The sequence below is a fragment of the Siminovitchia sp. FSL W7-1587 genome (assembly GCF_037963795.1).
Classification (GTDB): Bacteria; Bacillota; Bacilli; order Bacillales; family Bacillaceae_C; genus Siminovitchia; species Siminovitchia thermophila.
The window spans coordinates 1,227,710-1,250,524 of the sequence record NZ_CP150169.1 but is presented as its reverse complement, the minus strand read 5'-3'; the positions used below and the strand labels follow the sequence as shown (position 1 = coordinate 1,250,524).

Annotated in this window: 14 protein-coding genes; 8 read left to right on the top strand and 6 right to left on the bottom strand. The window is 42.6% G+C overall.

The features are described from left to right. The first annotated feature begins 126 nt into the window (after positions 1-126). From NST31_RS05885 to NST31_RS05855, 7 genes are all read left to right on the top strand, one after another. Positions 127-2,310 carry a helix-turn-helix domain-containing protein gene (locus NST31_RS05885; protein ID WP_339164510.1) on the top strand — a complete coding sequence of 728 codons (2,184 nt, stop codon included), beginning with the start codon at positions 127-129 and terminating at the stop codon, positions 2,308-2,310. A gap of 388 nt (positions 2,311-2,698) precedes the next feature. After that, on the top strand, positions 2,699-3,556 hold the full coding sequence (locus NST31_RS05880; protein ID WP_339164508.1) for a 3-hydroxyacyl-CoA dehydrogenase NAD-binding domain-containing protein: 858 nt from the start codon (positions 2,699-2,701) through the stop codon (positions 3,554-3,556). Further along, positions 3,540-4,346: an enoyl-CoA hydratase-related protein gene (locus NST31_RS05875; protein ID WP_339164506.1), complete on the top strand. Its 807-nt coding sequence runs from the start codon at positions 3,540-3,542 to the stop codon at positions 4,344-4,346. Before NST31_RS05880 ends, NST31_RS05875 begins: the two co-directional genes overlap by 17 nt. A 141-nt stretch (positions 4,347-4,487) precedes the next feature. Beyond that, positions 4,488-6,194 carry an acyl-CoA dehydrogenase family protein gene (locus NST31_RS05870; RefSeq protein WP_339164505.1) on the top strand — a complete coding sequence of 569 codons (1,707 nt, stop codon included), beginning with the start codon at positions 4,488-4,490 and terminating at the stop codon, positions 6,192-6,194. Between the two features lie 216 nt (positions 6,195-6,410). Next, complete coding sequence (locus NST31_RS05865; protein ID WP_339164504.1) at positions 6,411-7,586, top strand: acetyl-CoA C-acetyltransferase; 1,176 nt, start codon at positions 6,411-6,413, stop codon at positions 7,584-7,586. Further along, a complete protein-coding gene (locus tag NST31_RS05860; RefSeq protein ID WP_339164503.1) occupies positions 7,525-9,198 on the top strand; it encodes a long-chain-fatty-acid--CoA ligase in 1,674 nt (557 codons plus the stop codon). The genes NST31_RS05865 and NST31_RS05860 overlap by 62 nt, the downstream gene beginning before the upstream one ends. A 1-nt stretch (position 9,199) precedes the next feature. Beyond that, positions 9,200-10,555 carry an aromatic acid/H+ symport family MFS transporter gene (locus tag NST31_RS05855; protein WP_339164501.1) on the top strand — a complete coding sequence of 452 codons (1,356 nt, stop codon included), beginning with the start codon at positions 9,200-9,202 and terminating at the stop codon, positions 10,553-10,555. 284 nt (positions 10,556-10,839) lie between these two features. On the opposite strand, the gene NST31_RS05850 is transcribed toward NST31_RS05855, so the two are convergent. From NST31_RS05850 to NST31_RS05825, 6 genes are all read right to left on the bottom strand, one after another. Then, entirely contained in the window at positions 10,840-12,165 is a 1,326-nt protein-coding gene (locus NST31_RS05850; RefSeq protein WP_339164500.1) for an aspartate aminotransferase family protein, read from the bottom strand. Positions 12,166-12,413: 248 nt separating this feature from the next. Further along, on the bottom strand, positions 12,414-13,769 hold the full coding sequence (locus NST31_RS05845; RefSeq protein WP_339164499.1) for an amino acid permease: 1,356 nt from the start codon (positions 13,767-13,769) through the stop codon (positions 12,414-12,416). 74 nt (positions 13,770-13,843) lie between these two features. Then, positions 13,844-15,475 carry an amidohydrolase gene (locus NST31_RS05840; RefSeq protein WP_339164497.1) on the bottom strand — a complete coding sequence of 544 codons (1,632 nt, stop codon included), beginning with the start codon at positions 15,473-15,475 and terminating at the stop codon, positions 13,844-13,846. A 1,067-nt stretch (positions 15,476-16,542) separates the two neighbouring features. Beyond that, positions 16,543-17,985, bottom strand: coding sequence for a sodium:solute symporter family protein (locus NST31_RS05835; protein WP_077113142.1), 1,443 nt, complete (start codon positions 17,983-17,985; stop codon positions 16,543-16,545). Positions 17,986-18,014: 29 nt separating this feature from the next. Continuing rightward, positions 18,015-19,619 carry an amidohydrolase gene (locus NST31_RS05830; protein WP_077113143.1) on the bottom strand — a complete coding sequence of 535 codons (1,605 nt, stop codon included), beginning with the start codon at positions 19,617-19,619 and terminating at the stop codon, positions 18,015-18,017. A gap of 31 nt (positions 19,620-19,650) precedes the next feature. Continuing rightward, positions 19,651-20,907, bottom strand: coding sequence for a M20 family metallo-hydrolase (locus NST31_RS05825; RefSeq protein ID WP_077113144.1), 1,257 nt, complete (start codon positions 20,905-20,907; stop codon positions 19,651-19,653). 321 nt (positions 20,908-21,228) lie between these two features. On the opposite strand from NST31_RS05825, the gene NST31_RS05820 reads away from it, so the two are divergent. Beyond that, positions 21,229-22,635: a sigma 54-interacting transcriptional regulator gene (locus tag NST31_RS05820; protein WP_321189690.1), complete on the top strand. Its 1,407-nt coding sequence runs from the start codon at positions 21,229-21,231 to the stop codon at positions 22,633-22,635. The last annotated feature ends 180 nt before the right edge of the window (positions 22,636-22,815 follow it).

Genomic DNA, 22,815 nt, shown 5'->3' with positions numbered 1-22,815 from the left:
TGTAAAGATAGCTGGGTTTTTATGGATGTGCAAAAATACCGCCTCAAACAAGTGAAAAATAACGCTGAAAGTTACATTGTGAATACTTTGTCCTATAATAAATGGATAAGAGAGGAGCGTTTTACAATGGCTGAAGCTCAAAGGGAGAAGGTTATTAGAAAAGTTGAACAGCATTTGAGAAAAACGTCGCGCCAATTGATTAAAATAGATACTGAAGAACAAGCATTGCAATATTTGAGTGACTCGTTTCGCGCGAAGTTATACTGCGATTTTGTCGGTGTGGTATTTGTTGAAAATGCGCATTTTGTGCCAAAGACGTGGAGCGGAAATATTAATGAGGTGAGGGATTCGTTTCCACTGAGAGTGGACGACTGTTCCGCTCAGTTGCTTGAACGCAGTTTAACAGATAAAGAGGTAAGTTCAGCCGCCGTGAAGTGCAAACTTTTTTCCTTATTGAAAAGTTCGAGCGTGCAAACATGGTTTACGGTGCCCATCAAGGACGAACTGCATACGTTTGGATTTTGCATGATCGGTTTCTTACGTTATGTCCCGCTCTTTGAAATGGGAAAGCATTTTGATGAATTCGGGAAGGACGTTGCATTAGCCATTTCCATGACGAGAAGCAAGGAAATGCAATTAAAAAAAATAGAAGGTATAGAATGGATTACAAAAAATCTTTCTATTGATGCACCGTTTGAAGAAAGCATTGAAGAAATTACAACGCGAGCCGGAAAAGGGACAAATGCCGAATTTGCCTGTATTTATCTTTACAACGATCCTGATAACTGTTTTATTTTCCAACCCCCTTCATATGGAAAAATGACCGCTCCAAAGCAGGTGAAGATCGAAGAAAATCACCTATTAAAACAATATTTCCCTTTTTTGGAAAAAACAGGCGGGAAGCAATTAACGATCCCCATATCCATAGATTTAAAGACGATCGGCGTCCTCCATGTAGAAAGGAAGAAATCCGGGGGATTTGTAGAAGAAGATTTGCATATGCTGCGCCTGCTTAGTAATCACATAGCCGCCATTTTGGAGAATGCCAGGCTCTATAATAATGAAAAAGAAAATCGAAACCGCTTGCATTTCTTATTGCAATATCAGCAGGCGCTCGTAAAAGAAACGGTCAAGCAAGCAGGGTTTTCCGGAATCATATCCATGCTTGGCGAACTGTTTCGTTCATCAGTTGTTTTATTTGACCGTTTTATGCGGCCGTTAACCCACGTAATGGACGGTGGAAAGGAAAACCTGATCCCTCATTTGCGGACGGAGGCCGAAAAGGCGAGAAGAAAGAGTCATTCTCACATCGTTCTTGCGCAATTCAATCAAACCTTTTCACTTTGGCCCATTAATAGCGGGAGTGATTTACTCGGTTATTTGGCGGTCGGCATGTCCGGTGATAAACTGGATGACTATGACAAAATCATGATTGAAATGGCCCGAAACATTTGCTCCATTCAATTTATTAAGCAAAAACTGGTGTTGGATGCGACAGAGCAGGCAAAGGAAAACTTCATCAGCAAGCTTCTCGCAGAGGAGATTGAAAATAAAGAGAGCATCCTTCAGTATGCCAACTTGTTTTTGTGGGACTTGTACAATCCTCATCGTGTGGCATTGCTGGCGATTATACTTTCGGAAACCGAATTAGCAGGCTGTAACTTGCTGGAGCAACAGGCTAAAAAATCAATTATTTGGGATTATATAAAAATTTTTGTCGTGGAAAAAAGGAAAGACATGTTAGCCGCCACGTTTAAAGAGCAATATGTATTCATTGTACCGGCAGAAAAAGATACGCAGGGGTTTTGGCCGGATTTTTACAAAGATATTCAGGAAGCCGCCAAAAGAAGTGGAATTCACTGCGATGTATTGCTGGGAGTCGGAGGAAAGACAGACAATATACAAGGTTATTATGTAAGCGGCGAGCAGTCGAGACAAGCATTAAATATTGTTCAAAGCCGCTTTAAAGAAAAGGGATATGCCTTTTTTGAAGAACTTGGTTCCTATACGATTTTGCATCAACTTGAAAATGCGCAAGCAACTAATTTATTTTTGGAACATCAGCTTGGCCGCTTGGAAAAATATTCAGAAGGGAAAAACATGGATTTACTTCATACTTTGAGAGTGTACTTGCAAAATAATGGAAATGCCAAAAGCACTGCGGAAGAATTGTTTATCCACCGCAGTTCGTTATTATACCGCTTAGAAAAAATAGAAGCACTGCTTGGTGGAGATTTAAGAGATGCCGAAGTCCGGTTTAACTTGATGATGGCTTTTAAACTGTACGATATGCGCGGGAAAATGATCTGAAAAGAAAGAACAGTTAGGTGTGGGGGTTGTCTAAAAAGTCCAAATTTGAGTAAATGCACTAACATTTAAAACCCAAGAATGCTGATTTTACAGCATTCTTGGGTTTTAATTTTTTAAATGTTCAAGCTGCAATCTTACTTTTCGGACAGCCTTTTTTAAAAATATGTCATAAACAGAATTTATATCGGAAAGTTATGGTGGGGCTTCTTAAGTAGAGTTAGTGCAAATTTGGAAAAATCCCTGTATCGTTTAGCCTTTGCGAAAAAATGTTTTTGAACAAATGTCGAAACGAGAGCGCTTTTTTCCTACAATGTGTATGTACATAATCGTACATTTAACATTTATAATTTAGATAATGTTTTGAATGATGAATAGAGGAGATGGAATCATGTCTATACAAACGATTGGGGTAGTTGGAGCCGGCTCAATGGGATCAGGGATTGCCAATCTCGCTGCTCTGAACGGTTTTCATGTAATTTTGCGGGACATCGAAGACCGCTTTTTAGAGGGCGCTTTATCCCGGATGGAAAAATTTATGTCCAAAAGTGTCGAGCGGGGCAAAATGACGGAAGAGCAAAAACAAGAAACGCTTGCCCGAATTCAAATAACAACAAATCTGGAAGAGATGAAAGATGCAGATATCGTTATTGAAGCCGTTTTGGAAGACATGGCTCTGAAAAAAGAAGTGTTTTCCCTACTGGACGAGATCACTCGCGCAGATGTCATCTTAGCTACAAACACTTCCTCAATGTCCATTACGGAAATTGCTTCTGCAACGAAGCGCCCGGATCGGGTTGCAGGCATGCACTTTTTCAACCCGGCACAATTGATGAAGTTAGTGGAAGTCGTTCGCGGATTTGAAACGAGCGCTGAAACTGTCGAAGTGTTGAAAGCGCTATCTATCCGCTTGAAAAAAGAAGTGGTGGAAGTTAAAAAAGATTCACCCGGCTTTATCGTCAATCGCATTATGATTCCGCAGTTTATTGAAGCAATCCGCCTATTGCAAGAAGGCGTTGCTACGGAGGAGGATATCGATAAGGCAGTGAAATTTGGTTTGAACTATCCAATGGGGCCATTTGAGCTTCAGGATTTTGCCGGGGTTGATATCGGCTATTATGTCATGGAATACTTTCAAAAAGAATTCAACGATTCCCGTTTTGCACCTCCGCTTCTCATAAAGCAAATGGTGAGAGCGGGAAGGCACGGGAAAAAGACTGGAGCTGGTTTTTATGATTACAACAAATAAGCGGGAGAAAAAAGATCTGGAATTTGTACTTTGTGACATCGAGGATCACGTAGCGGTTGTGACGATCAATCGTCCGCCGGTGAACCCTTTAAACACAAAAGTATTTAAGGAACTTTTGCTTCTTTTTGGACAATTGGATGAGGATGAAGATGTCCGGGCAATCGTTTTGACCGGCAGCGGCGAAAAAGCGTTTGTAGCGGGCGCGGATATAAATGAAATGTCCGGACTCGACCTTGTGGGCATTCATAAAATGAACAAGGTTTCCAGAAATGTTTTTACGCAAATTGAGAATGCAACGAAACCGGTTATTGCCGCGATTAACGGTTTGGCCCTTGGCGGCGGCTTTGAACTTGCCTTAGCCTGCGATCTGCGCATTTGTTCAGAAAGAGCGAAGTTTTCTTTCCCGGAAGTCGGCTTGGGAATTATCCCTGGCGGAGGGGGGACACAGCGCCTGCAAAAAATAGTCGGACAAGGAATAGCGAAAGAACTTTTGTATTTTGGTGATATGTTCGATGCTGCCCGCGCCCATGAATTACACATTGTAAACAAAGTTGTACCGGCGGACGAAGTGCTCGCTGCGGCAAAAGAGTGGGCCGCAAAGCTTGCCCAAAAGCCTCCGGTCGCACTTCAAATGTTGAAAGTCGCTGTGAACGCGGGAAGCAATACGGACATGGAAACAGGTTTAACGATTGAAAACACTTGTTTCGGTAATGCCTTCTCTACAGAGGACCGAAAAGAAGGATTGACTGCGTTTGTTGAAAAAAGAAAGCCTGTATATACCGGACGGTAAGGGCGAGTTTATGAAGCATTCGGATATACAGCCTTCTCTACTCATTTTCGGATGCTTCTTTTTTACACCTTAGCGATGTGAAAAGTACAGTAAAGATTGAAAAGCGGATCGCCTTTTATGGGTATCAAAGGAGTTGAGCGAATGGCGACAAAAAATGCGGGTATTAAAAACTTCTTGGACGGCAACATCTTCCCCGAAGACATTTTTACTCCCGAAGATTTTTCAGATGAACATAAAATGATTGCGGAAACGGCCGAAAAGTTTGTTGTGAACGAAGTCATACCGGCTTTGGAAAAAATCGAAAATCAGGAATTTGCTGAAACAGTGCGCTTGATGAAACAAGCAGGAGAAATTGGATTGATCGGAGCGGATATTCCTGAGGAGGAAGGTGGATTTGATCTCGGCAAAGTCAGCGGAGCCATTATCGGTGAAAAAATGGCTTTGGGCCGTTCATTCTCGATTACATTTGGTGGACAAACGGGGATTGGCGCGTTGCCGATAGCTTATTTTGGCAATCAGGCGCAAAAAGCCGCCTATTTGCCTGACTTGCTAAGCGGCGAAAAAATAGCAGCTTATGCATTGACGGAACCTTCTTCAGGGACTGACGCAATGAGTTTAAAAACAACGGCGGTTTTATCTGAGGATGGCTGCCATTATATGTTAAACGGTGAGAAACAGTGGATTACGAATGCTGCTTTTGCCGACATATTTATTGTTTATGCCAAGGTGGACGGGGAAAAAATGACCGCCTTTATTTTGGAAAAAGACTATGAAGGGTTGGCCACGGGACCGGAAGAGCAAAAAATGGGCTTGAAGGGATCATCAACCCGTTCGCTCATCTTGGACAATGTGGCCGTTCCCGTTGAAAATGTGATTGGTCAAATGGGCCGCGGGCATATCATTGCCTTTAATGTGTTGAATATGGGCCGTTTTAAACTTTCCGCATCGGCATTAGGATCTTCTAAAAGAGCTATTGAACTTGCCGCCAAATATGCGAATGAACGCAAACAGTTTGGCCAGCCACTTTCGAATTTTAAATTGATTCAACAAAAACTTGCCGACATGGCCATTCAAACGTACGCAAATGAAAGTGCCATCTACCGAACAGCGGGAGCGATGCAGAAAGGGTTTGAAGAAATGCAGGCGCATGGCGGTGATTATGGAAAAACGCTTGCCGGTTTTGCGGTCGAATGCTCCATTAATAAGGTAATGTCAACTGAAGCACTTGATTTTATCAGCGATGAAGCTGTTCAAATTCACGGCGGATACGGATATATGGCTGAGTATGAGGTGGAGGCGATATACCGCGACTCCCGGATCAACCGGATTTTTGAAGGAACGAATGAGATCAACCGGATGATTATCGCAGCGAGTTTATTGAAAAGTGAGAAATCTAAAACTGATCATCAGCCATTCAAGAACGGCCCGCTTCAACAGGAAAAACAAACACTTGCGCTCATGAAAGAGTATGGCCATTCAACGATTCAGGCTCTCAAGCAGTCCGAACTGGCCGATATGAATGAAGAACAGGAAGCGGCAGCGTTTTTGGCTGATCTGATCATCGCCATTTACACTGGTGAAAGCGCGGTGTTACGCGCCGAAAAATCGCTTGCCAACTTGGGCGAGGAACGAAGTGCCCAGATGGTTGATTGCGTCAAAGTGTATGTTCATGAAAAAGCTCAATGGTGTTTCGTTAATGCTTTAAATATTCTCCACCATCTCCATCACCACCAGGAATCACTTTTTCATACAGCAGGCCGCCTGATGAGCAGCACTCCTCATAATATCGTAGAACGAAAGCGGCGTATCGCCGCGAGAGTGATTGCAGCGGAAAAATACATCATTTAAACATGATTGCACTTTAAATAAATCTATCATAGTCCGGATGAGTGTGGGGATTCTCTTTAATATGTGTACCTAAGCCCTGCGGAGTGGTCCCGCTTGTACGTTGCTCAACGGGCACTTGCCCATTTTTTAAGACATTTATTGACTGTTTGAAAGGCTTGCGCTTTATGTGAAAAATTCATTTCCGGGATGCGCTAGAATATGAAAGAGGTGCAAACAATGAGTCACATTGTAATGGTAGAAGGCGCGCGGACCCCCTTTGCGAAAATTTCGGGCTCCTTTCGAGAGATAAACGCTACGGAGTTAGGGGTTATTGCCGCAAAAGAAGCGATTAAAAAATCAGGAATCCGTCCTGAAGAAATTGATCAGGTTGTTTTCGGAAATGTACAGCAATCCAGCAGGGATGCCCACATGCTGGCAAGACATATCGGCTTGAAATCAGGCGCCCGCTTGGAAGTTCCCGGCGTTACCATCAATCGTGTATGCGGCACCGGCATTGAAACCATTCTGACCGGAGCGAGATATATATTGAACGGTGAAGCGGATGTTGTATTGGCGGGCGGAACAGAAAATATGAGCCAAGTGCCCCATGTCATTCGCGGGATGAGGTGGGGAAGCCAGCTTGGTGGTCCTGTTGTTGAAGACTGGCTTTGGGATGGGCTTCTTGACACAAACTGCGGATATACGATGGCCGAAACCGCTGAAAATCTAGCTGAAAAATACAATATTTCACGAGAAGAAGTGGATGAACACGCACTGGGAAGCCACACGCGGGCAATCAAGGCGAGAAGTAAAGGTTATTTTAAAGAGGAGATCGTTCCGGTTACGGTAAAGGGGAGAAAAGGTGATGAGGTAATAGAGCATGATCAGCATATTCGCGAAACAAGCAGGGAAGAATTAGCGAAATTGCCGGCCAGGTTTGTCGAAAATGGAGTCGTCACACCGGGAAATGCGAGTGGCATGGTGGATGGCGCCGCGGCCGTTATTATCACCTCAAGTGATTACGCTGAAAAGAACGAACTAAAACCGATCGCGCGTCTCGTCTCATGGGACGTTGTGGGAGTTGAACCAAAATATATGGGAATCGGCCCAGTTCCAGCGATTCAAGGTGCTTTGAAAAAAGCGGACTTGCGGCTGAAAGATATTTCTTTGATCGAGATTAATGAAGCATTTTCAGCCCAATATTTAGCTTGCCAAAAAGAACTTGGGTTTGATCCGGAAATTGGAAATGTAAATGGGGGAGCCGTAGCATTGGGGCATCCATTGGCGGCCAGCGGGACAAGAATCTCCTATACGATCGTCAAAGAGTTAAAAAGAAGAAAGGAAACATACGGTGCATCAGCTGTTTGTATTGGGGGCGGACAAGGAATCGCGGCCATTTGGGAAGCGCTATAAGTATGATCGTGCAAAAGCTATCACTTTTCCATGGAAAGGAATGCCATTACAGAAATCGGGTGAGGAAATGAAACAATTACAGAAGGCTCTCAATGTCAGCAATACATTGAAGGAAGCCGCAAAAACATTTTGCGACAGGGAAGCCGCCGTTGTCGGTGAAAGAAGAATGACTTACGGCGAGCTTGACCAGGAAGTGACGAAGCTTGCCAATCAATTGATCCAACTTGGTGTTAAAAGTGGAGACCACGTCGGGATTGCTTTACAAAATTCATTGGAATTTATAATCGCATTTTATGCCATTGCCCGTGCCGGTGCTGTCATCATTCCGATCAATCCTTTTTTTAGTAAAGAAGAGAGTGCCTATGTGGTTGAACAATCGCAGGCAAAGCTTATTTTTTGTGGAGAAAAAGCTTATTTTCAGGAGCTTCGATATGAGATTGAAACGCTTGAAAAGTTGATTTCAGTCGGTTTTGAAGAGGATGAGTTTATTTCTTACTCGAGACTGATGATGCGCGGATCACCAAAAGAACCGCTTCATGTGGAGCCAAAGGAAGATCTATTTGCCATTCTGTTTACCTCTGGAACGACTGGTCGTTCCAAAGGAGCGATGTTGACACATGAAAACGTGCTGTATAGTACATTATCTGCGGCCAAGGTAATGAAATGTACCGAAGAAGATATTTTTTTAATGCCAAATCCTCTTTTTCATATTTTTGGCGTTACATTTATTCTTCGGGCAGCCAGTTGCGGAGGAAAACTGATCGTGATGGAAAAATATTCCGTTACAAAGGCGCTGGAATTGATAGAAAAAGAGAAGGTAACTGTTCATCCCGGTGTGCCGACTATGTTTACTTTGGAGCTAAACCATCCGGATTTTAGCAAATATAATGTAAGCTCGTTACGTACTGGTGAAATGGCGGCTGCTCCATGTCCGGTGGAAGTGGTTAAAAGAATCAGGAAAGAAATGAACTGTAACGTTCTTGTGGCATACGGGATGACTGAAACGTCAGCAACCCTTACGATTACAGGCTTTGAGGACAGTGATGAGCTTCGCTCAGAAACTGTGGGACGCCCCATTCCCGGTGTACGCATCAAAATCGTCGATGAAAACAGGGAAGAGTGTGAAACAGGACGGGTTGGAGAGATCGCTTGTAAGGGCCCCGTGGTGACAAAAGGATATTTCAATATGCCGGAAGAAACGGCTAAAGCCATTGATCATGAAGGCTGGTTTTATACGGGGGATATAGCGACAATTGATGAAAGCGGTTACGTGAGAATTGTCGGGCGGAAAAAAGAAATGATCATCCGCGGCGGGTTCAATATTTATCCACGGGAACTGGAGGAAAGCCTGCATCAACACCCGGACATTGTTCATGCAGCAGTGATTGGCCTGCCTGATGAAATTTATGGAGAAATCACATGTGCTTGTGTTGTTTTAAAAAAAGGGTCGAAAGCAAGCGAAGAATCCCTGGCGGAATATATGAAACAGAGATTTGTAAAGTATAAAATTCCGGATACAATCATGATATTGAATGAATTGCCTGTCACGCCTTCGGGGAAAATAAGCAAATTAAAACTGAAAGAAAAGATTGAACAACAAAGGGGTTTTTAATATGGAAACGGTAGACGCAAATGAGATCTATGATAAAAGCGGCTTTAAACCCTTTCATCTGAATTTGCTGATTTGGTGTTTCCTCATCATTTTGTTTGATGGGTATGACACGGCGATTTACGGAGCTGTCGTCCCTGTATTGATGGAGGAATGGTCGCTTACCCCCGTACAAGCAGGAGCAATCGGCAGTTATACGGTCATTGGAACCGTCGTCGGGGCTGTTGGAATGAGTATCATTGCCGACAGAATCGGCCCGAAAAAAATTGTCATTATAAGCGTAGTGATGTTCAGCTTATTCACATTTTTGTCAGGATTTGCAAATACTCCCGTCTCTTTTGCTATTTTGCGCGTTCTTGCGGGACTTGGCCTTGGCGGTGTTATGCCGAACGTGGTTGCGTTGTCAACCGAGTTTGCCCCAAAGAAAATAAGGAGCACAATGGTGGCTCTTATTTTTTGTGGCTATTCTGTCGGCTCGATGCTCATCGCTCTTATCAGCAAATTTGCTATTGAAACATATGGTTGGAAACCACTTTTTTGGTTGGCGGCGATCCCGCTTTTACTCATTCCTTTTATGGTAAAGGCGTTACCTGAATCATTGCGAATATTGGCTAGTCAAGGAAAAAGCGATGAAATACGAAAAATATTGAGAAAGACGGTTCCAAGCGAAATGCTTAGTGAAAATACAATCTTTTCAACCAGTGGCAAAGAAGCAAAGGGCGTATCTATTAAAGTGCTGCTTAGTGAAAAGCGCGCGCTAAGCTCTGTCATGTTCTGGGTCATTTCTTTCAGTTGTTTTATTTTGATATATGCAATGAATACTTGGTTGACAAAGTTAATGATTCAAGCAGGTTATGATCTTAGTTCGAGCTTGCTTTTCTTGGCGCTGCTCAATGTTGGAGCGATGATCGGCACGATTGCCATTGGGCCGTTACTGGACAAATATGGTGCCAAAAAAGTGCTTGTTCCATTGTTCTGTTCAGGAGCCCTGTCACTCATATTTATTTCGGTCGCCAAGCATATCGTGCTGGCTTATCTGCTTGTTGGCGTGATTGGGGCGGCTTCGATTGGAATTCATAACTTGCTTAATCCGGTCGTATCACAATATTATCCGCCGGAGATCAGATCGACAGCACTTGGAGTGATGATGGCCTTTGGAAGATTAGGGGGGATTTTGTCGCCGACTTTGGTAGGTCTGCTTATGTCGCAAAATTTGACTGTCCAGGGAAACTTTATGGCTATTAGCTTAGCCTGTGTTATTGGCGCCGTTGCTATTTTGCTCGTTCAAGAAAAGTATGCGTATCAATATCAGTATAAAGACAGTCAAGGAATCCCCTTATATAAGAAACAGTCCAGTTAAAACGCGCTTCTGAGTGAATTTTAGAAAACCAACATAACCGATCGCAACAATTGCTCCGACATGCCTATAACAATGTTAAAAATGACGATCCGGGCTTTGGACTGAAAGTTGTATGCGTTTGCATCAGCATATTCAAGAAGGACGAGCTTTCAAGGAAAAAAGACCGTGTCACAATCGCCGACTCCTGCTATTTGATTGGGCTGGGCAATGACATTTAAATAGCGGTTAAACACTTCAAAAAAACCCCGCAGAAATGTATCTTCTGCGGGGGTCGGTATTTATTATTATAAAGACTTTTGAATGTGAAGAATCGATTCTTTCAGGATGCTGACAAAGTCGTTTACGTCTTGTTCAGTCATGCAAAGTGGAGGGGAGTAAACGATTGTGTCTTTTTCCCAGTAAGTAACATTTCTCAAGATGAGTCCACGCTCTCTTGCTTCTGCGACAACTTTTCCAGAAAGTTTTTCTTCGAAGCGTTCACCTGTTTCTTGGTTTTTGACGATTTCTATAGCGCCGATCAATCCGAGATAGCGAACTTCACCAACGATGTCTGTTTCGTTTTGAAGTTCTTTTAGCTTGCTGCCTAAAAGCTCTCCCATGACTCTGGAGTTTTCAACCATGTTTTCAGACTCCAAGATTTCGATGTTTTTCAAGCCGACGGCACAAGCTGTTGGATGTCCGCTGTAAGTGAATCCGTGCATCAATACCCCTTTAGAGTATTTGATTAAGTCTTGATGGATATGCTCACGTACAACAACTGCACCCAATTGGATATATCCGCTTGAGATACCTTTTGCTAACAGGAGTACATCTGGAACGATGCCGAAATGTTCGCATGCAAACATTTTTCCTGTACGTCCGAATCCGTTAATGACTTCGTCAGCAATGAACAGGATGTCATGCTCGTCACAGATTTTGCGAATTTCTTGGAGGTATCCCTCTTTCGGGAAGTTAACGCCTCCGGCACCTTGGATAGGCTCGGTTAAAAATGCAGCAATGGTATCTGCGCCTTCTTCTTGAATAGCTCTTCTGAAATCTTCTGGATCATCCGGATCGATGTGAATAAATCCTGGTGCAAGAGAAGTAGTAAATTCATGGAAAGATTCGATACCTGTTGCACTTGTAGAACCGGAAGCTACTCCATGATACGCTCTTCTGCGAGCGATGATTTTTGTTTTTTCTGGTTTGCCTTTTACTTTCCAATAGTGACGTACGAGTTTATATGCCGAATCGTTTGATTCAGAACCACCGGACGTAAAGAAAACACCATTGAGATCTCCAGGTGTCATTTCAGCTACTTTAGCAGCAAGGCGAATGGCTGGCTCATTACTAAAGCCGGTAAAGCTAGAGACATAAGCGCATTTTTCCATTTGCTCTTTGGCAACTTCAGCCAATTCTTTCCGTCCATAGCCAATATTAACATTCCAAAGAGACGCCATTCCTTCAATGTATTTTTTTCCATTCAGATCATAAACATGAACGCCTTCTGCTTTATCGAAAATAATGGAAGGGCCTTTTTCTTGTTGATCTTGAAGTGAAGAAGTGGGATGAATAAAATATTTTTTATCCAATTCAACCAATTCTTGTCGTAACGCTTCGTTGTTGCTCATTGATATCGCTCCTTTTTTCCAAATGTCGCTGTATCCAGTGGCATTATGTAATTAATCTTCACAACTATAGATTATATATGATTAATTTTAGAAAAGAAAGGGGTTGACTTCCTTTTTCCAAGATTTTGTGTAAGGAGTATTTGATTTGCCTCTTGTTAAAAAAAAGTAATTTTTGGATCCAATTTAGGGAATGGAGTGGAGCCGGCCATCATTAGTCCCGGCTTCGACCCATATTCATGTTTCTACAGTTACGCTGTTCTATCTTGTGAATCGTTTTCCAAACTTAAATGAAGCTCAGGCGGTTTTTGTTTAAATCCTTTTGTTAAAAAGAGCAGATAAATAAAACCGAGAGCAAACCAGATGCTTCCCAACACCTTTGAGTGGATGTCCAAATTCAATAATAACCATATATCAAGCACGGCCCCAATACCCGGAAGGATCAAGTAAAGAATGGTTCCTTTGAAGGACCGTTCTTTCTTTTTAATAAAGTAATAAGAAATAACCGCGATATTGACGGAGATAAAGGCAATAAACGCTCCAAAGTTGATGAAAGACGCCACCAAGGTCAAGCTCAACACTAAAGAAAGAAGGGAGATGGCGCTGATTAATAAAATATTATTGATAGGTGTTTTAAATTTGGGATGAAGCTTGCCAAAAAAACTCGGAAGTTGTCCGTCACGTCCCATGGCAAATAGCACGCGAGAGGCACTTGCCTGGGAAGACATTGCCGATCCAAAAACCGTTACCGCATAAACGGCCAGAAATAAGGTGGCCATTAATTTGCCGCCAACAAAAGTGATGATCTCATGAGATGCTGAATCCGGGTCTGTAAATGTCGTGTGGTCCGGCCATACATTGTATGCAAAATAAGATACCGTCATGAAAACGGCTCCGCCTACAAGGGTGATCAACATGACAGCGCGGGGAATCGTCTTTTTCGGATTGACGGTTTCCTCCGCAAACGCCGTTGCCGAATCAAAGCCCAGGAATGAAAAACATAATAGGGCTGCACCGGCAACAATATAAGAGAAAGATTCATCTGGGTTGAAAAATGGCTTCACGTTTAAAAGGGTGCCCGTACCCGCTCCGCCAACAATTTCTTTTACGGAAAAGCCGATAAATATGAAGATAAACACCAGAGAAAATATCGTGATCATTGCATTGGCCATGGTGGCCAGCCTGATTCCTCTGGCATTGATGAGCGTAACGAGCAGAAGCATCCCCAGGATCCAAATATAGCTTGGGATGGCCGGAAAAGCCGCTGAGAAAAAGATGCCAAACAGCAAATAGTTGACCATCGGAATGAATAAATAATCCATTAGCACGGCCCAGCCGACCATGAAGCCGACGTGTGGGCTGATCGACTTTTGCGTGTAGGTGTAAGCTGAGCCGGCCGATGGCACGACTTTCGCCATTTGACCATAACTATAGGCGGTAAAAAGCATGACAATGAGCGCCAATAAATAGGATCCCGATACCATGCCGTTCGACAATTCCGCAGCTATTCCATACGTGCTGAAAACAGTCGCCAGTGCCATAAATGAAAATCCGAAAAGTACAACCGGGATAAGGGTAAGGGAGCGCTTCATTTGGTCTTGTTGCATACAAATCCTCCTTTTGGCTTGTGAGCGGTTACGAATAAAATGTTGTATAAAGGGGCTTCAAACAAGGAAGCATCTTATGGATGATTCACAAGCTTTTTTGTATTTTTTTCATAAACTACTTTTCCATCAACCATTGTCATTTCAACTTTAGCATCGAGGATTTCTTTTTCCGGAACATGAAACAAGTTCCTGTCGAGAATAACTATATCTGCAAGCTTTCCTTTTTCTAATGTGCCCATTTCGTGTTCCCGGAACACGCTGTAAGCAGATCCGTAAGTATAGGCTCTTAAAGCTTGTGCCAATGTAATTTTTTCCTGTTCATTCCAAGTATCTTCCAGTGAATAATCTTTGCGTGTTACTGCATGATAAAGTCCCAGCATCGGATTTAGCGGTACAATCGGATAGTCGCTACTGTAAGGCATGACATGTCCTTCCTTGAAGAAGAGGGCGTTCGGATAAATATAAGGGAACTTTTCCTTTGAAACCCTTTCTGTATGGCTTTCTCTCGGCATTAAGGCCATATGGTAAGGCTGGACCGAAGGAAGCACGCCTAATTGTTTAAATCTTGGTATATCTTCCGGGGCAATGACCTCAATATGTTCAAGGGTGTGGCGTGAGTCCCGCTTGCCATTTTCTTTTTGAGCATTTTCGTATAGATCGAGGCCAAGCCGGACAGCGCCATCTCCGATTGTGTGAAATTTAATTTGATAACCTTCCTTATCGGCGGCTGTGACCCATTCTTGAAGCTGTTCTTCGGAAAAGCCGATTTCACCTCTTGTTTCCGGTTTATCTTTATACACATCAAGCATGTAAGCGGTATAGCCGGTCACAACCCCGTCAATGAATTGCTTTAAACCGGACATTTTCAGCTTTGATGAAGTGAATGTTGTCCGGAATTCATTTGCTTGTTCCCAATCACCATTTAGCGGTGGATATAGATGGATTCTGACAGTTAATAAATCGTTTTCATCAAATTCTTTAAAAGTGGCGTACCCTTCCAACTGTTCATGGGCCCGGGACAAATAAAGGTCGTTCACTGCGGTCACACCAAAGCTTGCGGCGTGGTCCAAGAAAAGCTGTACCATTTTTCTTTTCTGTTCATCAGAAAAGTTATAGGCATATTCGCCAACGAGTGACATCGCGGATTCAATTAAAATGCCTGTTGGATGACCATCCCCATCTTTATGAATGATTCCATAATCCGGGTTGGCCGTGTCCGGCTTTATGTTGGCGATATCAAGCGCTTTCGTATTGACCCAGCCATAATGCCCTTCTGCATGAATCAGAAAAACAGGCCGGTCAGAAATATACTGGTCAAGGATGTGCCGATCGGGAAAATGCTTGTCCCCCCATGCGGTATAATCCCATCCGGTTCCAATAATCCATGAGCTGTCAGGATGTTCATCTGCATACGCTTTCACTTTTTCGGCAGCATCTTTGGCAGATAACGTATCACTTAAAGGAACGGCATAGTAGTTAAAGAGACTCCCGGCCATAATATGAATGTGTGAATCAAAAAAACCTGGCGAAACGAGCTTTTCCCCGGCATCAATCAGGCGCGTTTCATCACTCATGTATTTGTTTGCTTCCTGAGGTTTACATACAGCAAGGATTTTATTATCCTTTATGGCGACAGCCAGGTGTTCAGGATGTTCTTTTAAGCCTGTAAAAACGGCTTTACTTTGTATGATCAGATCCGCTTTCATTTTTTTCTCCTCCCAAGTATTGATATGTTTATAGTGGTTGGGATTTACATATAATTATGATGCAATTATTATGCCAACTATAAATTTACTTAAGTCGTGTCTATTCTTATACCTATTTCCCGAGCATTCTGTGTAAAAAAGATCTTGCGATCACGCAAAAAAACAGTTGTCCGGCTATAGTAGGAGGTTGAAGTAATCTTTTATGCTATTAATCATAAAATTGCTCTTTGAATAATACGATAATGCGATTTTACATAACCTATTCAATTTTGCATTGATTAAATGAGAGAGTCGCTGATTGGCGCATCAAGCTTCGGGGTTCAGAAAATGCCGATGTTCGCAAAGCGAGAGGAAGATTTCGTACATGAGCTTTGGGGAATGGCCTTGCATTAAGAGGTCTATTACAAACGGCTTGAGGTCATGAATGGCAAGGAAGCCTATTAGAATGGATGTATTTCCGCGGTCCAACATATTTATGGAAGATTGTTCACCTCGTTGGAAAGGCGGCTAAAAGATTTGCTTAATATATATCATTTTTCATCCATAAAGGGCATCATGTATTTTTCAATGATGGACCCATGATACAATGTTCCAGCCAGCATCAGCATAAACGGGTACTCTTCCGTTCCAGACAAAATCCGAATCGCAAGTGCCAAGTGTACACTTATGTGTCCAGCAAATCGGAAAACGGGGATTTGTGTTTTTGATCAAATTAAAGGGGTTGAGACACAAGCAAATATTAAATAGCAAAAAAATCCCTATCATCTCTACGTCAACATATTTTGACTACGCTAAAAGCTTGCGTATATACCTAGGACAATTTATCCGGCATGTAAGGTGCCGTAAGCCTCCCACTTCAAAATCTTGCGTGAATACAAAAGGTCTAAGTGTGAGAAAACGGCACCTAAATGCCCGATTGGTTCAACTAACATTCAGTAGAAGACCTACTGAATGAAGTTTCACTTTATTGTTCGTTTTTTAACAGCTGATTTAGTTATGTCCCGGTCCCTTTGTGTTTCCTGCACACTTCCATCTTTGATGGAAAGGTACATGAAACATTTATAATATTAAACGACTTTTTCTTCATAATGGACATTTGAGTTGTTGGATTTGGTCAGTAATGAAATAACGACTACCAAAATGGTTGACACCGGCAATCCAATAAAAACGGGATGAATGCCGAATGGATGTCCTGCTACTTGCCAACCTACCGCAATAAACAGCCCGATCCACATTGCCCATGTGCCGCCCGCTTTCGTAGCGCCCTTCCAAAATAACCCGAAAATGACCGGTGCCAGCAGGGAGGAAACTAACATCGCTGTTCCCGTTACCCACAAATTAACGAGTTGCGGAATATATAATGCGAGCAGCAAAGAAAATAGGGAAACAAATATGACTGATAAACGACTGTATGCTAGAAGCTTTCTATCGTTTTGAAGCTTGAGACGCGGCTTAATAATATCGTTGACAATAGAAGAGGCCCCTGCCATGAAAAACGAGTCCGCCGTAGAAATAACGGTAGCCAATAAAGCAATGATCATTACAATAATCATTGGAAAATTGAAAACATTCCCGATGATTTCATAGTAGCTCAATGTCGGATTAATGTCTCCCATCTGTAAGCCGTACTTGCCTGCTACTCCAATCGTAATCACGAAAAATCCTGTTAAAAATGCCAGTACGATGGAAATCCAGTAGCCGCGTGTGGTCGTTTTCAAATCTTTTGCCGCCCAAAATCGTTGCCATAGATCCTGTCTGACAAATTGATAGGCGCCAATCGTTAATAAATAGACGAAAACTTGCGTGGCCGAAATGTTGAAGACGCTCAAATTGGCTCTTTCATTCATTGCCAGGGCGTTTTCTGTCATATTTCCCCAGCCGCCAGATGCAATAATAACAACAACAAACAATGTGAAAATTCCAATCGTCTGGATTGTTCCATGAAAGGCGTCTTGCCAAATAACGGATTTCATCCCGCCAAAGTACGTTTTGAGCGTCAGCATAATCCAGCTAATGATAATTCCTGTTGTGATGCTAAGTCCGATGGTCAAATTCAAAATAGTCGCAATGGCAACAAATTGCATGCCGGTTATGGCACTGTAAGCAATTAAAATACTGATGACTGTTGGAAAGCGGGCCCCTTCCCCGAAGCGCAACGTTGTAAAATCGGCAATCGTAACCATATTGTATTTTTCTCCATATTGGCGAATCTTTTTAACAAAGAAAAACATTAAAATGATACCCGCAAAAAGGGTGCCGAAGTTCAGCCAATGCTGGCCCATGCCAAACCTGTACCCATTTTCCATATAGCCGAGCAAAGTGGACCCGCCGACAGCGGTGCCGACGAACGTCAGGATTAATGGGAAAATGGAGACGGATCTTCCGGCTACGTTATAATCATCATACGTTTTGATACTTTTTTGATTTATATAGAGAGAGACTCCAAATAGAAACAGGAAATAGACAATGACAAGTCCACCCAAAATCATTTGTTCTTGTGAATGATACATATTGATTTCTCCTCGTTTCAGGGATATTTTTAAGTGTCGCTAAAGACGATTTCTCCTTCAACAATTGTTTGAGTTACTTTCATGTCTTTGAGTGATTCCGGATCCGTTTTAAATGGGTCTTGGTTCAATACGATGAAATCCGCATATTTTCCAATGGAAAGTGAACCGATTATGTTTTCATCAAAGCCTGAAAAGGCGGCGTCAATGGTGTAAGCTTTTATCGCGTCTTCCACTGAAATGGCTTCTGCTGTTCCAAGTTGTTGACCGCCAATCGTCTTGCGGACGACGGCAGAATAGACGCCAAGCAGCGGATTGCCGTCACATACCGGTAAATCTGAATTTCCCGGGGACATAATTCCATATTTCTTAAAGGAAGCATGCGGAAATACTTTTTCTGCCCGCTGCTTTCCAAGGTTTGCCAAATAGCTGTCTCCAATCGAGTATATAAATCCAATGGAAGAAGCGGCAATGATTCCATATTGCGCTATTTGCTTTAAATGTTCTTCTGTCGGTAAGGTACAATGCTCGATTCTGTTGCGCATTCTCTTGTTTTCTTCGGGGGTGGCCGCATTTGAAATAGCCTTCAGAGCCATTTCGATTGCCCGCTCACCAATCCCATGGATGGATACACGCAAATTGTTTTTAATAGATTGGGATACGAGCTTGTTTAAATGGTCTTGCTGCATGTATAGAATGCCGTTGTTATTGTCATCATTCTCATAAGGCCTGTTCAATGCTGCTGTTTTGCCGCCGACACTTCCATCGAGCATGTACTTTAAGCCTTGAATATTCAGGCGGTCATTTCCTAAATGGCTTTCAATTCCAAGTTTCAGAGCCTCATCTTGGACACCGGTCCAGCCCATTAAATCAATTGCCCAGAGCCAAAGGCGGGCTTTCAAACGGAAACTTTCTTCTTTTTGAAGCTGTTGGTACACGATCATGTCGTTTTTAGTGACGGCCATTTCATGCACAGTCGTAATTCCCCACTGGAAAAATTGTTTCTGTGCCTGCATCATCGCGTCTTTTAATTGTTCAATAGAAAATAGAGGGACAGAAAACTCGTGCATGGCGTTTTCTTGTATGAGACCGCTTGGTTTGCCGGTTTTAGGATCAATATGGAAATGACCTCCTTCAGGATCTTTAGGAAGATCAGGCAGGCCGCTCGCCTTAAAAGCCAATCTATTGGCCACAGCATTATGTGAACAAGTCCTTTTTAGGAATACGGGATGATCTGGCGCGGCTTCACTTAGCTCGTCCATTGTAGGAAAGCGTTTTTCCTTTATTTTGCTGTCGTCCCATCCCGTCCCAAGGATCCATTCTCCTTTTGGCGTTACTTTTGCTTTTTCCCTTACTGCATGAAGAATGCTTTCAATGTCGGGTGTTACTTCTGCTCTCAAGTCAAGTTGCAGCAATTTTGCCGCGTACTGTAACGGATGTGCATGACTTTCGATAAATCCTGGTAAGACCGTTTTTCCATTTACATTTACTAGTTTTGTGGAAGGACCTTTCATCTGGTTTGTATTCTCGTCAAAAGCAATCATTTTTCCGTTCTTGACTGCCACTTTAGTTGCGTTAGGGCGGACTTCATCCATCGTGTAAATGTTGGCGTTATAAAAGATTACATCTGCGAACATTTCATATACCTCCTCTTGATGTGGCGCTTTCTTACAGGAAGGAAGCGTTAGTATGATGATTTGCCAACTGATAGACTGTCTTCAAAAGCAAGTTGGCACCTTTTTCAATCTCTTGCGGCGTGGTAAACTCTTCTTGGCAGTGGCTTTTTCCATCAGCACTTGGAACAAATATCATGGCTGTCGGGGTTATTCGATTCATATATTTTGCGTCATGCCCGGCTCCGCTGATCATTTTCTGGTTGCTATAACCAAGCTTGTCGGCATTTTCGGCAATGATGTTAATCAAACTTTCGGAAAAGCGGGTCGCGGAACTTTCCCAAATTTTATCGATTTGAACTGAAACTTTTTCAGCGGCAGCACAAACGCTGATTTTTTCTATTAATAATTGGGTCAATTGTTCTTTGATGGTGTCATGCGAATGGCGGATATCGACAGAGAAAGTGACCTCCCCGGGCACACAATTGATCGAGTTTGGCTTAATAGAAAGCCTGCCTACTGTAGCCGTAGCTTCATGATGAAAGTTTACGGCTGTTTGTTTAATCATTTGTATCATCTTGGAAGCCGCGTACAGGGCATCCTTCCGCATGTTCATCGGCGTTGGTCCTGCGTGATCGGATTGCCCGGTGATTTTCACTTCCAGCCAATTCATTCCTTGAATGCCGGTCACGATGCCGATATCCACATTTTTATGTTCCAATACGGGACCTTGCTCAATATGGAGCTCCAAATAGCAATAAGCGTTTTGAATGCGGTTTCTTTTTGAACCGTGATAGCCGATCCGTTTTAATTCATCTAAAAAGGTTTTCCCTTCCCGGTCTGTACGAGAGTAAACAAATTGGTGATCGAAATGTCCCGATAGTCCACCGGCACCTAAAATTGGCGGTTCAAATCTGGCTCCCTCTTCATTTGTAAAATTGATGAGTTCAATCGGTCTGTCTGTTTGTATACCGCTTTCATTCAATACGGTTAAAACTTCCAGTCCAGCTAGCACACCGAGTATTCCGTCGTATCTTCCGCCTTCGGGCTGTGTATCAAGATGGGAACCAATCAACACCGGAGCGGCATTGGGATTTTTTCCTTCCCTCCTGCCATAAATATTGCCAAAATCATCGACACGAACTTCCAAATCAATGTTCTTCAACCAGCGTATATATAAATCCCGCATGTTCTTATCCTCATTCGTCAGCGCGAGCCGGCGTATTCCCCCGCAGGGGAGTTTGCCGATATCGGCACTTTTGTCAATTGTTCTCATGAGGCGGTCCATATGAATCTGTAAATCTCGTTTCATGACTTCGCCAACCTCCTTATCACCTTTATATTTTATGAAATACTGTTTCATTGGCACGTTCTATGGGTTTTACTAAGAGCAATAATTGTGCCAAGATTTTTTGGTTATGGGAGCAAAAACGCCCCCGTTTTGACAGATTACGATGATTGCGTTTACAATTGTTGTTCAAAAGCGACTCAAGAAATACAGATTTGAGTCGATATTGACTCAACTATTTCTTAAAAAACAACGGTAAATTTCTCTTTTGAATCGTTTTCAAATCAAAATGGGCTGTTATTTTTACTCTAATGACAGATGGAGAGGGTGAATGGATTGAATAAAGTGCAAGAGCTTTTGAAACATCCATATTTCACAAAAATTCTGAATGCATTCTCTGACGGAGTTTTGATTTCTGATGGAGAAGGTCAGGTATTATGGCTGAATACAGCGTGTGCAAATTTCTCAAACAAACCGAAGTCGTTTTTTATCGGGAAAAGTGTTTACTTACTGGAAGAACTAGGTATATTTAAGCCATCAGTCACAAAAATGGTTATTGAAAAGCAAGCATTAGTAAGCACGGTACAAACATCTGAGGGCAAAGACCTCAGATTCATTGTCACCGGGTATCCCATTACAGATGAAGACGGAAAAATAGATTGTATCATCGCTCAGACGAAGGACATTACGGAAATTGTCCATACTACTAACGAACTGGAAGAAACACAGGCATTGTTAAAAAGGTACAGCCAGGAAATTGCGAAAATACATTACGAGAAAAACTTAGCGGGTTCGCATTTTTTTATTAGTCACAGTCCGATTTATCAAGCTATGTTGAATACGGTTGACAAAATTGCCCCCACAGATTCGACGGTTCTGCTGAGTGGCGAAACAGGTGTTGGAAAAAATGTAATTGCCAGGCGAATTCATGAATTAAGTGAACGGGAAAGCGAACCGTTTATTGAAATAAATTGCGGGGCGATACCGGAATCTCTAATAGAGTCAGAGTTGTTTGGCTATGCGAAGGGGGCTTTTACCGGAGCGAATAAAGGGGGAAAAGCAGGCCTGATCAAGCTGGCTGATAAAGGAACGCTGTTTTTTGATGAAATTGGCGAACTTCCCATCCACCTTCAAGCAAAGCTTTTGCAATTTTTGCAAGAGAAGAAATTTCTTCCGGTAGGCGCCACAGCATATCATTCCGCAAATGTAAGAATTATTGCTGCCACCAATCTTGAATTAGTGGAAGAAGTAAAGAAAGGCAACTTTCGTTCAGATTTGTTTTACAGGTTGAATGTTTTACCAATACGTGTGCCTTCACTTCGGGAGAGGGAGGAGGATATTGCGGGGTTATTGCAATTTCATCTGGATAAGTACAATAAAAAGCATAAGCGGTCATACCGGCTGACTTCCGAGGCAGTTGCGAACTTACAAACATACGAATGGCCGGGGAATATTCGTGAATTGGAAAATTTAATGGAACGCCTGGTCATTATCAGTTCGGGCGACTACATTCAATTGGAAGATTTACCGCTCCATATGAAAAAGGAGGAAGAACCTTCTTTCCATCTCGCCCATTATGGGGAAGGGGATTCGTTGACAGATATACTGGAATCAGTGGAAAAAGATATCATCGGCAAGGCTTATGCAAAATTTAAAACGACCCGAAAAACGGCGGAACAATTGGGCATTACACAATCACTTTTAATGAGAAGGCTGAAGAAATATAACATCAAGCTGCAAAGAGACAATTGACACCATTTTTGAAAGCCTGTACAATAAAGGTAGACGTACAAAATTTGCTTTCTGGTGAAACTTCCTTTTACTAGGTTCGGCAAAATAGTACGCCTTTCATTCTTATCGTTAATGAGAAGACTGCCAAATCTGTCAACCAGCGGGAAGACCGCAGGAGTCACGCAGAATAACCCAGTCGTT

Coding starts and splice junctions, on each gene's coding strand:
- NST31_RS05845 (WP_339164499.1), bottom strand. CDS start 13,769: ATGCAACAAGACCAAATGAAGCGCTCCCTTACCCTTATCCCGGTTGTA.
- NST31_RS05880 (WP_339164508.1), top strand. CDS start 2,699: ATGTCTATACAAACGATTGGGGTAGTTGGAGCCGGCTCAATGGGATCA.
- NST31_RS05865 (WP_339164504.1), top strand. CDS start 6,411: ATGAGTCACATTGTAATGGTAGAAGGCGCGCGGACCCCCTTTGCGAAA.
- NST31_RS05825 (WP_077113144.1), bottom strand. CDS start 20,907: ATGAAACGAGATTTACAGATTCATATGGACCGCCTCATGAGAACAATT.
- NST31_RS05885 (WP_339164510.1), top strand. CDS start 127: ATGGCTGAAGCTCAAAGGGAGAAGGTTATTAGAAAAGTTGAACAGCAT.
- NST31_RS05855 (WP_339164501.1), top strand. CDS start 9,200: ATGGAAACGGTAGACGCAAATGAGATCTATGATAAAAGCGGCTTTAAA.
- NST31_RS05830 (WP_077113143.1), bottom strand. CDS start 19,619: ATGTTCGCAGATGTAATCTTTTATAACGCCAACATTTACACGATGGAT.
- NST31_RS05870 (WP_339164505.1), top strand. CDS start 4,488: ATGGCGACAAAAAATGCGGGTATTAAAAACTTCTTGGACGGCAACATC.
- NST31_RS05835 (WP_077113142.1), bottom strand. CDS start 17,985: ATGTATCATTCACAAGAACAAATGATTTTGGGTGGACTTGTCATTGTC.
- NST31_RS05850 (WP_339164500.1), bottom strand. CDS start 12,165: ATGAGCAACAACGAAGCGTTACGACAAGAATTGGTTGAATTGGATAAA.
- NST31_RS05875 (WP_339164506.1), top strand. CDS start 3,540: ATGATTACAACAAATAAGCGGGAGAAAAAAGATCTGGAATTTGTACTT.
- NST31_RS05840 (WP_339164497.1), bottom strand. CDS start 15,475: ATGAAAGCGGATCTGATCATACAAAGTAAAGCCGTTTTTACAGGCTTA.